Annotated in this window: 12 protein-coding genes, 1 tRNA gene and 1 pseudogene; 9 read left to right on the top strand and 5 right to left on the bottom strand. The window is 66.4% G+C overall.

Annotated elements, in window-relative coordinates:
* Positions 1-864, bottom strand: an 864-nt coding sequence (gene dapA / locus NI18_RS14010) for a 4-hydroxy-tetrahydrodipicolinate synthase (RefSeq protein ID WP_037530654.1), incomplete at its 3' end; no start/stop codon positions are given.
* A 58-nt stretch (positions 865-922) separates the two neighbouring features.
* Between dapA and NI18_RS28070 the strand changes: the two genes are divergently transcribed.
* The 6 genes from NI18_RS28070 (at position 923) to NI18_RS14030 (ending at position 4,700) form a co-directional block, all read left to right on the top strand.
* Positions 923-1,396 carry a hypothetical protein gene (locus tag NI18_RS28070; RefSeq protein ID WP_347574860.1) on the top strand — a complete coding sequence of 158 codons (474 nt, stop codon included), beginning with the start codon at positions 923-925 and terminating at the stop codon, positions 1,394-1,396.
* A complete protein-coding gene (locus NI18_RS28075; RefSeq protein WP_347574861.1) occupies positions 1,378-1,932 on the top strand; it encodes a hypothetical protein in 555 nt (184 codons plus the stop codon). The genes NI18_RS28070 and NI18_RS28075 overlap by 19 nt, the downstream gene beginning before the upstream one ends.
* Entirely contained in the window at positions 1,929-2,945 is a 1,017-nt protein-coding gene (locus NI18_RS28080; RefSeq protein ID WP_347574862.1) for a lytic transglycosylase domain-containing protein, read from the top strand. The genes NI18_RS28075 and NI18_RS28080 overlap by 4 nt, the downstream gene beginning before the upstream one ends.
* 19 nt (positions 2,946-2,964) lie before the next feature.
* The gene (gene greB / locus NI18_RS14020; protein ID WP_037530657.1) at positions 2,965-3,441 is read left to right on the top strand and encodes a transcription elongation factor GreB; all 477 of its coding nucleotides are present in this window, start codon (positions 2,965-2,967) and stop codon (positions 3,439-3,441) included.
* A 97-nt stretch (positions 3,442-3,538) separates the two neighbouring features.
* Entirely contained in the window at positions 3,539-3,919 is a 381-nt protein-coding gene (locus tag NI18_RS14025) for a DoxX family protein (protein ID WP_037530659.1), read from the top strand.
* A gap of 10 nt (positions 3,920-3,929) precedes the next feature.
* Entirely contained in the window at positions 3,930-4,700 is a 771-nt protein-coding gene (locus NI18_RS14030) for an NYN domain-containing protein (RefSeq protein WP_031439510.1), read from the top strand.
* Positions 4,701-4,716: 16 nt separating this feature from the next.
* Here the strand turns inward: NI18_RS14030 and NI18_RS14035 are convergent, their stop codons facing one another.
* From NI18_RS14035 to ettA, 3 genes and pseudogenes are all read right to left on the bottom strand, one after another.
* Positions 4,717-5,472, bottom strand: coding sequence for a hypothetical protein (locus tag NI18_RS14035; RefSeq protein WP_128082226.1), 756 nt, complete (start codon positions 5,470-5,472; stop codon positions 4,717-4,719).
* An 18-nt stretch (positions 5,473-5,490) separates the two neighbouring features.
* Positions 5,491-6,654, bottom strand: coding sequence for a histidine kinase dimerization/phosphoacceptor domain -containing protein (locus NI18_RS14040; RefSeq protein WP_037530670.1), 1,164 nt, complete (start codon positions 6,652-6,654; stop codon positions 5,491-5,493).
* Positions 6,655-6,925: 271 nt separating this feature from the next.
* Positions 6,926-8,603: pseudogene (ettA, locus tag NI18_RS14045) on the bottom strand (energy-dependent translational throttle protein EttA).
* 104 nt (positions 8,604-8,707) lie between these two features.
* Between ettA and NI18_RS14050 the strand changes: the two are divergent.
* The 3 genes from NI18_RS14050 (at position 8,708) to NI18_RS14060 (ending at position 10,728) form a co-directional block, all read left to right on the top strand.
* Complete coding sequence (locus tag NI18_RS14050; protein WP_037530663.1) at positions 8,708-10,108, top strand: M20/M25/M40 family metallo-hydrolase; 1,401 nt, start codon at positions 8,708-8,710, stop codon at positions 10,106-10,108.
* Positions 10,109-10,262: 154 nt separating this feature from the next.
* Positions 10,263-10,529 (top strand): hypothetical protein, encoded by a 267-nt coding sequence (locus NI18_RS14055; RefSeq protein WP_031393308.1) that lies wholly within the window; start codon positions 10,263-10,265, stop codon positions 10,527-10,529.
* 123 nt (positions 10,530-10,652) lie between these two features.
* Positions 10,653-10,728, top strand: a tRNA-Ile gene (locus NI18_RS14060).
* 201 nt (positions 10,729-10,929) lie between these two features.
* Here NI18_RS14060 and NI18_RS22440 read toward each other — a convergent pair.
* Positions 10,930-11,272 (bottom strand): transposase (locus tag NI18_RS22440; RefSeq protein ID WP_347574863.1); only part of this gene is annotated, 343 nt, incomplete at its 5' end.

An 11,272-nucleotide genomic window follows, 5' to 3' on the forward strand; every position in this document is an offset into this window, starting at 1 on the left:
CGCGGCGCGCGAGGCGTCGCCGGCGGGGGTCATCGGCAGGCGCAGCGTCTCGGGGAAGCCGGCCCGTACCCGCGCCATGGCGTATTTGACCGGGCCCGGCGACGCGTCGGTGAACAGCGCGTCGTGCAGGGGATAGAGACGGTCCTGATAGGCGAGCGCCGTGACGAAATCGCCCGCCTGGCAGGCCGCCTGGAACTCCGCGCACAGCTTCGGCGCGACGTTCGCGGTGACCGAGATGCAGCCGGTGCCGCCCATCACGTTGAACGCGAGCGCGAGGTCGTCATTGCCCGACAGCTGGCAGAAGTCTGGCCCGCAGGCTTCGCGGTGCTGCGAGACGCGCGCGAGCACCCCGCTGGCGTCCTTCACGCCGACGAACACCTGCGGAAAGGCGGTGACGACCCGCGCCAGCGTCGCGGGCTGGATGTCGGTCACGGTGCGGCCGGGCACGTTGTAGAGGATGATCGGCAGCGGCGCGTCGGCGGCGAGCGCCTCGAAATGCCGGAAGATCCCCTCCTGGCTCGGGCGGTTGTAATAGGGCGGGACCATCAGCGCGGCATCGGCGCCAGCCTCGTGCGCCGCACGCAGATTGGCCGAGGCGACGCGCGTGTCGTTCGACCCTGCCCCCGCGATAACGGGGACGCGGCCCTTCGCCTGATCGACGCAGACGCGGACGACGTGGAAATGCTCATCATAGGACAGGGTCGCTGCCTCGCCCGTGGTGCCGCACGCGACCAGCGCGGACGAGCCCTCGGCGATCTGCCACTCGACGAAATCGCGATAGGCGTTCTCGTCGAAAGCGCCGTCCGCGGCGAACGGCGTGACGAGCGCCGGGATCGACCCGGCAAAGGAAAAACCTGCAAACATCGGTATATTGCGCTCCTGCCGCGCTGAATTCGGGCGTTTCGTTCAGGACAGATACGGGTTGAACTGCTATCCTGTCCACATGGTAGCATTGGCGTTCAAATCGAGCATCGTCCTGGCGGCTTTGGCCGGCACGGCGGTATCTTCAGGGGTCGGACAGGAAACGCTCGACCGGTACCGGACGCAGCTTTCGAATATCGGCCCGCAGGCGCAGCCGATGGCGAGCGACGGCGCGATCGCCTCGACGATCGCGCAGTGGCGCGCGCTGCAACAGACCGACGCGCTGCCGTTCGACAGCTATGCCGGATTTCTGATGGCGCATCCGGGCTGGCCGAACGAGACCGCCAACCGCCGCGCGGCGGAGCGTCAGGCGGGGATCGGCAGCGGGGCGCCCGGCAGCGTCGTCGCCTTCTTCACGCGCTATCCGCCGCAGTCCGCGGCGGGCAATCTTGCCTATGCGCGCGCATTGCAGGCGACCGGGCAGCGCGACCGCGCCTATGCCGCGGTGCGCACCGCATGGCGATCGGGCGGCTGACGCCGATCGATCAGGTCGCGGTGACGACGGGCTTCCCCGGCGCGCTGTCGAGCGACGATCAGGACGCGCGGATGGACGCGCTGCTCTGGTCGGGACAGACGAGCGCAGCGCAGCGCCAGCTTCCGCTGGTCAGCCCTGCCAAGCGCGCGCTGTTCGAGGCGCGGCTCGCCTTCCGGACCAATGCACCGAACGCGTCCGACCTGTCCGCGGCGACGATGGAGACGTATCGCGGCGACGCGGGCTATGTCGCCGACCGCGCGGTGTGGTTGCGCAACAGCGGCGCGAGCCCGAGCGCGCGCGCCTGGCTCGCGCGGCCGCGGGCGCTGACCACCCGGCCGGGCAATGCGGGCGAATGGTACGAGATCCTGGTGACCAATGCGCGCGGCGCGGCGAATGACGGCCAGTGGCAGGTCGCCTATGACATCGCGCGGCAGATCGACGATGCCTATCCGGCGGGGGCGAACATCTCGGCCAAATCCTATGCCGAGCGCGACGAATATACCAATCTCGCCTGGCTCGGCGGCAGGCGGCGATGAAGCAGCTCGGGCGGCCGGCGGATGCGATGACGCTGTTCGACCGCTATGCGCGTGGGTCGAATTCGCCGGTGGTGCGGGCGCGAGGCTATTACTGGGCGGGACGCGCGGCCGAGGCGGCGGGCCGGCAGGCCGATGCCACCGCCTTCTACACGCAGGCGGCCGGCTACCGCGATCAATATTACGGGCAGCTCGCGACCGAGCGGATGGGCCGCGCGCTGACCCCGCCACCGCCGATGGCCAGCCTTGCGATCGCACCCGCGGTGCGCGCCGCGTTTGAGCAGCGCGAGACGGTGCGCGCGGTCAAGTTCCTCGGTCAGATCGCCGACTGGCAGGACCAGACCGCGTTCGTCCGCCAGATCGCCGCGGATGCGACGACCGACACCGACCACGCGCTCGCCGCCGAACTGTCCACCCGCATCAACCGCCCCGATCTGGGCGTGATGGTCGGGCGCAGCGCGCTGGCGAACGGGCTCAGCGACTATTCCGCAGCGGGCTTCCCGACCGTCAGCGTGCCCGCCGGCTATGAGGACAACTGGACGATCATCCATGCGATCTCGCGGCAGGAGAGCCAGTTCGATCGCGCCGCGATCAGCCATGCCGGTGCGCGCGGGCTGATGCAGCTGATGCCCGCGACCGCGCGCGAGCAGTCGGGCAAGATCGGGCTCGCCTATAACCAGGCGTCGCTGACGACGGATCCCAATCTGTCGATCATGCTGGGGTCGAGCTACTTCCAGCGGATCTATGCGAACTATGGCACCTATCCGCTTGCGATTGCTGCGTATAATGCGGGCGGCGGCAATGTGAACAAGTGGCTGCGCGCGAATGGCGACCCGCGCACTGGTGCAGTCGACATCATCGACTGGATCGAGGCGATCCCGTATCAGGAGACGCGCAACTATGTGCAGCGCGTGATCGAGAATGCGGTCGTCTACGACCTGATGAACCCCGCCCGCGCCAAGAGCCGCAGCGTCGCACGCACGTCCTGGTATCTCGGCAAGACCCGGCCCGGCTGAACCGGACGAGACGGCACGCATGGATCGGCCCAACTACATCACCCCGGCAGGCTATACGGTGCTGCGCGAGGAATATGAGCTGTTGCTCGGCAGCGAGCGGCCCAAGCTGGTCGAGGTGATCTCCTGGGCGGCGGGCAATGGCGACCGCTCGGAGAATGGCGACTATATCTATGGGCGCAAGCGGCTGCGCGAGATCGACCGGCGGCTCGGCTGGCTGTCGCGGCGGATGAAGGCGGCCAAGGTGGTCGATCCCGCCGCACAGGAGGATCGCAGCCGCGTCTGGTTCGGCGCGTGCGTGACGGTGGCGGACGAGGAGGATGTCGAACGCGTGCTCACGCTGGTCGGCGATGACGAGACCGATGCGGGCAATGGGCGGATCGGCTGGAATTCGCCGTTCGCACGGGCTCTGCGGGGTGCCACGATCGGTGATGTCCGCCGCGTCGACCTGCCCGCGGGCGAGCGCGAATATGAGGTGATCGCGATCGCCTATCCCTGATCTCCCATCGCTGAACGATCCGTTTCCATCCGGCGCGTTGACGCAGGCACGCGCGCATAGGACGTAGCGGGACCGCAACGACGTTCAGGAAGATCCCATGCCGATACCCGCCACCTGGTCCCCCCGCCTGCTCAGCGTGATGCGCATCGTCGTTGCGCTGGTATTCTTCAGCCACGGCATTTCCAAGTTCTTCGGGCTGCCGCCCTTCCCGATGGCGATGACTCCGTTGCTCTACGTCGCGGGCACAATCGAGGTCGTGGGCGGCGCGTTGCTGATCGTCGGGCTGTTCACGCGGCCGGTGGCGTTCCTGCTGTCGGGCATGTCGGCGGCGGCCTATTTCCTCGCGCACGCACCGCAGGGGCCCTTCCCGATCGCCAATGGCGGCGAGGCGGCGGTGCTCTATTGTTTCGTGTTCCTCTACCTCGCCGCGGCGGGTGGCGGCGCTTGGAGCGTGGACGCGGGGCGCGGGCGCGGCTAATCCCGGCGGCATGGCCGATACCACAACCCGCAACGTCGCCCTTCTCATCGACGCCGACAACGCCTCCTCGGCGACGCTCGACCCGGTGCTGACCGTTCTTGCCGAGCTCGGCACGGTCAACGTCCGACGCGTCTATGGCAACTGGTCCAAGCCTGCGCTCAAGGGGTGGCGCGACATGTCGATCAAGCACGGCATCGAGCCGCAGCAGCAGTTCGACCTGACCAAGGGCAAGAACGCGACCGACATGAAGATGACGATCGACGCGATGGACCTGCTGTTCCGCGGCCGGATCGACGGGTTCGGGATCATGTCGTCGGACAGCGACTTCATGCCGCTCGCGATGCGGATCCGTCAGGACGGCGTGCCCGTCTATGGCTTTGGCACCAGCCGCACGCCCGAGGGTTTCCGCCAAGCCTGCACGCGCTTCATCGACGTCAGCGCGCTCGACGACGAATCCGAGCCGATGCCGCTGTCGCTGCCGCCCGCGATCGGTGGCGAGAAGGCCCCTGCCCCCGCCGCGCCGGCCGCACGCCGATCGCGCGGCGGCGAGCCGATCGGGTCGGACCTGATCAAGCTGCTGATCGACGCCTACAACGCGGGCAAGCGCGACGAGAAGGGCTATCAGAGCCTGACAGAACTGGGCCAACGCGCGGGCAACCGGTCGAGCTTCGATGCGCGCAACTATGGCTTCAACCATCTGTCCGAGCTGATCGAGGCGGTGCCCAATTTCCAGACCGAACGCCGTGACGGCGGTCGGATCTACGTCAAGCGGGTCCGCTGAGCGCTCGCACCGTCGCTCAGTCGAGACCGGTGCAGTCGCCGCCGAGCTTCGTCCCGCCCCGCGCGGCGAAGCTGCCCAGTTCGCGAGCATCGCGTTTCGCGATCAGCGTGGTGGCGCTGGGCTTGCCGTCCTTGAGAACCGCGACGCTCCAGGCATCGACGGGCCCGGTCGGTGTCGCAACGCTCTGGCTGCCGGTAACGGTCAGCGTGAAGCGGCCGATGCCGCCGTCATACTGGTAGAAGGGCAGCGAGAAGCTCCTGCCCATCGCGAGCGGCAACGCGCCGAACGTCACGCCCCAGAGATTACCCTCCCAGATGGGGTCAGCCACCGCGACGTCGATCGGCGTGACGACGGCCTTGTCGGTCTTCGTTCCGACGATGCGACCGGGGGTGTAGCGCAGCGCGACATGCTCGACCCCGCTCCGGCTGTTGTCGAAGGTGATCGGCGTCAGATCGTCGCGGTTCAAGACGAAGTGATCGCGCATCGCGAAATTCGCCATCGGCACGCGCTGATGCACGACGATGTCCCAGGCGGGGCGACCGTCGATGCGGATGGCGCGGATGATTTGGCGGGTTGCGCCGATGACGGTCTGGTCGGCTCCGGCGGCCTGCGTGCCTGCTGGGGAGCCGGGGCGGTAGATCGCGAAACACTGGTCGATCGGCTTGACCCTGTCGCCCTGCGGCGCAGTCACCGCAGCCGCTGCGGCCGCTAGCATCATCAGCATGTCCATCATCCCCACCCCGTCATTGTGGGAGAGGTGTGCTACGGACATCATACACGCGTCAAGCGATCAGTCCGGGAGCACGATCCTGGGGTCGGGGATGTCGAGGACCGCACAGGTGCCGCGCGCGGCATTCTCGATCGCGATCGTGCCGCGCAACTGCCGGGCAAGGCTGCCGATCATCCGCATGCCGAGGCTTTTGCGCGAGGCGGCCTTGAGGTCGAAATCGGCGGGCAGCCCGACGCCATCGTCGGACACGGTCAGCAGGATCCGGCCGTCGGCGTTGCGAATCGTCACCGCGATGACGCCGCCACCCTCGCCGTACGCATATTTGATCGCGTTGGTGACGAGCTCGGTGACGAGCAGGCCGAGCGGGATCGCGGTATCGGCGCTGATCCGGATCGCGTCGATGTCGCAGTCGATCCGGTGCAGCGGCGCCTGTTCGGCCAGCCCCGTCGCGATTCCGCAGACCAGGTCGTCGAGCGCGACGATCCCGACCTGTTCGCCGCGCCAGAGCTGGTCGTGTGTCTGTGCGATCGCGGTGATGCGCGCCTGCGCGTCGCCGAGCAGGCGGGTAATGCGCGGGTCGTCATCCTCCTGCATCTGGAGGTTGAGCATCGCCGAGACGAGCGCGAGGCTGTTCTTGACGCGGTGGCTCGCCTCGCGCGTGAGCAGCTCCTGATGCTCCATCGCGTCGCTCAAACGCTGTTCGGCCTGCTGCCGCTCGATCGCGACGCCGATCAGGTTGGCGAACCCCTGCATGAAGGCGAGGTCGGCGGGCTCGAACTTGCCCTCGTCGGGGCTGTCGACCTCGAGCACGCCGAAGCGCTTCCCCGACGTCTCGACCAGCACGTTGATCGCGCGACGGATATGGTGCTCGGCCATGAAGGCGGGCGTACGGAACCGCTCCTCATTCTCGAGATGGTTGGAGATGACCGGCTGGCCGGTCTCGAGCGCGAAGCCCGCGGGCGAAGCGAGATCGGTGCGCATCTCGGCCGATCCGACCACGCCCGGCGCCCAGCCGATCCCCGCGCGCACGAGCAGGCTGTCCTGCTCGGGGCGATATTCGAGGAACTTGCAGTATTTCGAGCGCATCCCCTCGCCGCACAATTCGGTGGCGCGCTGGAGCATCGGTTCGAGATCGCGCGCGCGCAGCGCCTCGATCCCGAAATCGGCCAGTATCGATTGCTGGCGAAGCCGGTATTGCAGCTCCCCCGCACCCGGGGGGGGCATCTCCACCGGGGGAGTGTTCGATAACTGTCACGCCTGCTCCGTTCGTGGGGACCAATATGTCTCCTACCGACCCCGGTTAGGGGATCAACATGGCGCTTGCGTGGCAGGCACCAGCTCGGTCCTACACCACCCTCGTCATCCTGACGAAGGTCAGGATCCAGAGCAATCAAGCGGGCCGCCTGTGACCCTGGATCCTGACTTTCGTCAGGATGACGGGGTTGATGGGGGGCGCCGCAGCCCGGAAACATGGGCCGCGGCGGGTCTCAGACGCTCAGCGCGTGAGCTTCTTGTACGCCAGACGCGTCGGGCGGTCGGCGGCGTCGCCGAGGCGGCGGCGCTTGTCCTCCTCGTACGACGCGTAATTGCCCTCGAACCACTCGACATGGCTGTCGCCTTCGAAAGCGAGGATGTGCGTGGCGAGGCGATCGAGGAAGAAGCGGTCATGGCTGATGACCACCGCGCAGCCTGCAAACGTCTCGAGCGCCTCCTCGAGCGCACGCAGCGTCTCGACGTCGAGATCGTTGGTCGGCTCGTCGAGCAGGAGGACGTTGCCACCCTCCTTGAGCATCTTGGCCATGTGGACGCGGTTGCGCTCGCCGCCCGACAGCTGGCCGACCTTCTTCTGCTGATCCTGCCCGCGGAAGTTGAACGCGCCAACATACGCCCGCGTGCCCATCTCCTGCTTGCCGAAGCGGAAGATCTCGAGCTCGTCGGAGATTTCCTGCCAGACATTCTTGTTCGGATCGAGATCGTCGCGGCTCTGGTCAACATAGCCGAGCTTGACGGTCGAGCCGACCTCGATCGTTCCCGTGTCCGGGGTTTCCTGACCGGTGATCAGCTTGAACAGCGTCGACTTGCCCGCGCCGTTCGGGCCGATCACGCCGACGATGCCGCCCGGCGGCAGCGTGAAGTCGAGACCGTCGAACAGCAGCTTGTCGCCGTAGGACTTGGTCAGACCCTTCGCCTCGATCACCTTGCCACCGAGACGCGACGGCAGCTGGATCAGGATCGCGGCCTTGCCGGCGACGCGATTCTCCTGCTTCTCCATCAGCTCGTCGAACGCGCGGATACGGGCCTCGACTTGGTCTGGCGCGCCTTGGGGGTCTGGCGCATCCACGCCAGCTCGTCGCGATCGCCTTCTGCTTGCCGGCCTCTTCGCGCTCTTCCTGGCTGAGGCGCTGCGCCTTCTTCTCCAGATAGCCCGAATAGTTGCTCTCATAGGTGTAGTAGCGGCCGCGATCGAGCTCGAGCACCCAGTTGACGACATTGTCGAGGAAGTAGCGGTCATGCGTCACGAGGATGACGTTGCCGGTATATTCCTTAAGGTAATTCTCGAGCCACGACACGCTCTCGGCGTCGAGATGGTTGGTCGGCTCGTCGAGCAGCAGGATCTGCGGCTTCTCGAGCAGCAGCTTGCAGAGCGCGACGCGGCGCTTCTCGCCGCCCGAGAGATTTTCAACCGACGCATCGCCCGGCGGGCAGCGCAAGGCCTCCATCGCCTGTTCGAGCTGGCTGTCGAGCGCCCAGCCATCAACCGCGTCGATCTTGGCCTGGAGATCGCCCATCTCCTCCATCAGCGCGTCGAAATCGGTGTCGTCCTTCGGATCGCCCATCTCGGCGGAGATCGCGTTGAACCGGTCGACGAGGTCGGCGACGGGGCGGACGCCGTCCTTGACGTTGCCCATCACGTCCTTGGTCGGATCGAGCTGAGGCTCCTGCGCGAGATAGCCGACATTGACGCCCTCGGCCGCCCAGGCCTCGCCGGTGAAGTCGGGATCCATGCCCGCCATGATCTTCATCAGCGTCGACTTGCCCGACCCGTTGGGGCCGATGATCGCGATCTTCGCGGACGGAATGAACTGGAGGTGGATGTTGTTGAGAACGGGCTTTGCGGCACCGGGGAAGGTCTTGGTCAGACCCTTCATGACGTAGGTATACTGGACGGCCATGTGGGTGCCGAGCTCCATGCTTGAATGAGGCGGGATTTGACGTGCGCAGATAGCGATGCGGCGGGCCGTTGGCAAACGGGGAGCAGCGACATAGGCTGTCGCGGATGATGAAGCACACGCTCGCGGTATTGGCCGCCTCCACCCTGTCCGTTCCTCTCATGGCACAGCGGACCGCACCACCCGCCCCTGCCCCGGTCGATGCGAAGGTCGCAGCGCTCCGCGATGCCGCGCTCAAGGACGACGTCGCCTATGACATCGTCGAGGGGATGACGACCGAGATCGGCCCCAGGCTGGCGGGGACCGAGGCGGAGGCGCGTGCGCGCGCCTGGTCGGTGACGAAGCTGAAGGCGCTGGGGTTCAAGAACGTGCGGATCGAGCCGTACCAGATGCCCGTCTGGGTGCGCGGCGTCGAGACGGGGTCGATCCTCGCCCCCTTCCCGCAGGCGCTGAAGCTGACCGCGCTCGGCAATTCGGGTGCGACGCCCGTGGGAGGCCTGACCGCGCAGGTGGTGGTGTTCAAGACCTATGGCGACCTGGCGGCGGCGCCTGCGGGGAGCCTTGCCGGCAAGATCGCCTATGTCGGCAACGCAATGGAGCCGACGCAGGACGGGTCGAGCTATGGCGCGTTCGGACCCGCACGGTTCGTGGGGCCGGCGATGGCGGCGAGCAAGGGCGCGGCCGCGATCGTGATCCGCTCGATCGGCACCGATCATCACCGCAATCCGCATACCGGCACGACCAACTTCCCCGAGGGCGTCACGCCGATCCCGTCGGCGGCGCTGTCGGTGCCCGATGCCGAGCTGATCGAACGGATCGCGACGCGCGGCAAACCGATCACGATGACGCTCGTCCTGACCCCGCGGATGACGGGCACGCACGAATCGGGGAACGTCATCGCCGAAGTGCCGGGGACCGATCCCAAGGCGGGGATCGTGCTGGTCGGCGGGCATCTCGACAGCTGGGATCTCGGCACGGGCGCGATCGACGATGCGAGCGGCGTGGCGATCACCGCGGCGGCGGCCAAGCGGATCCTCGACGGCCCGCGCCCGCGGCGGACGATCCGCGTCGTCTGGTTCGGTGCCGAAGAGGTCGGCGGTTTTGGCGGCAAGGCCTATGCCGAGGCGCACAAGACCGAGCGGCACGCCACCGCGGGCGAATCCGATTTCGGCGCGGACCGCGTCTGGCGGTTCGAGACCAACCTGCCCGACAGCGCGAAGCCGGTCGCCGATCGCCTCGCCTCCGCGCTCGCCCCGCTCGGCATCGCGCGCGGCGCAGGGGTCGGCGGTGACGGCACCGATGTCGGCCCGACCATGGCGCTCGGCGTCGCGGCGATCGACCTCAACCAGTCGGGTACGCGCTATTTCGACACGCATCACACGCCCGACGATACGCTCGACCGGGTCGACCCCGAGCAGCTTCGCCAGAACGTCGCGGCCTGGACGACGATGCTCGCGATCGTGGCCAATGCGCCCGAGGAAATCGGCTCGGTCGTGCCAAGAAAGTGACCAGTTGCGGCAACCCGCCCGTCATCGGACTGTCGCAAAGCTTGCTGGGCGATGAATTTAGCGGATTGACCGCCGGTCGGGGGCCGCTATTTGACGGGGCTTCGCGACGGCAATCGGGTCGGCCGCGAGTGAAACTATGCTTGGGAGCATTCGAATGAAGAAGATCGTTCTGATCGCTGCTGCCGCCGGCCTGATGTCCGTCGCAGCCTGCAGCAAGTCGCCAGAAGCCGCCGCAGTTGAGAACAACGCGGACATGCTGGCTGACAACATGGAAATGCAGGCTGACAACATGGACGCCATGGCGGACAACACCTCGAACGCCGTCGCAACCGACGTGCTCGAGAACGCAGCCGACAACATGAACGCAGCAGCAGACAACGTCCGCGACGCTGCCGACGAGAAGACCGACAACATGAACTAAGACTGTGTCGGGCGCTTGCGCTCGACAACGTTTTGGAGTCGGAAAGGGCGCTCCTTCGGGAGCGCCCTTTTTCTTTGGCACCCTTTTTCTTTGGAAACGCTTGCGCTAACGCAGGCGGCGGTGGGGCCTGTAGCTCAACGGTTAGAGCTGGCCGCTCATAACGGCTAGGTTGCGGGTTCGATTCCTGCCGGGCCCACCAATTTCTCCGATCATCACTACCTTACATCGTCAGGAAAGCGCAGAACCGCTTGGTTTGTGGGGGTCTTTCTTTTCACACGTTCCATACGGCGAGCTGAATGTGCGGGATATTTGGGGGTATTTTTCAAATGGTATTTTCTGCCTCCCAGAGGCTTTGTTGCACAAAGATAATTAAGCACAAATATGGTTTTACTGACGAGATCTATGCAACGCGGATGGTGGTCGGTGTTCCTATTTGTGAAAATCGATTGAGAACTGCGGCACGGAGTTTGAGCTCGGTAATCTGACGATCAAAGGTGCGCGATGCGACGCGCTCGCCGAGCAGCTTGAAGCAGTGCATCTTCGTCTCGACCAGGCTGCGGCGATGGTAGCCGCTCCACTTCTTCCAGATTGTTCGACCGAGCCTTTTCATCGCGCGTAGCGTTTCGTTGCGAGCATCGGCGCCGGCCGCCGGCTTCTTCCATGGCTGGCCGCCCCGGCGTACGGGAATGACCGCGTCTGCGCCCCGGGCTGCGCGATCGCGGGCCCGACACCTTTCTGGTGTT

Origin of the sequence: Sphingomonas sp. Ant20 (assembly GCF_000783375.1) — a bacterium.
In the GTDB taxonomy this organism is placed as follows: domain Bacteria; phylum Pseudomonadota; class Alphaproteobacteria; order Sphingomonadales; family Sphingomonadaceae; genus Sphingomonas; species Sphingomonas aerolata.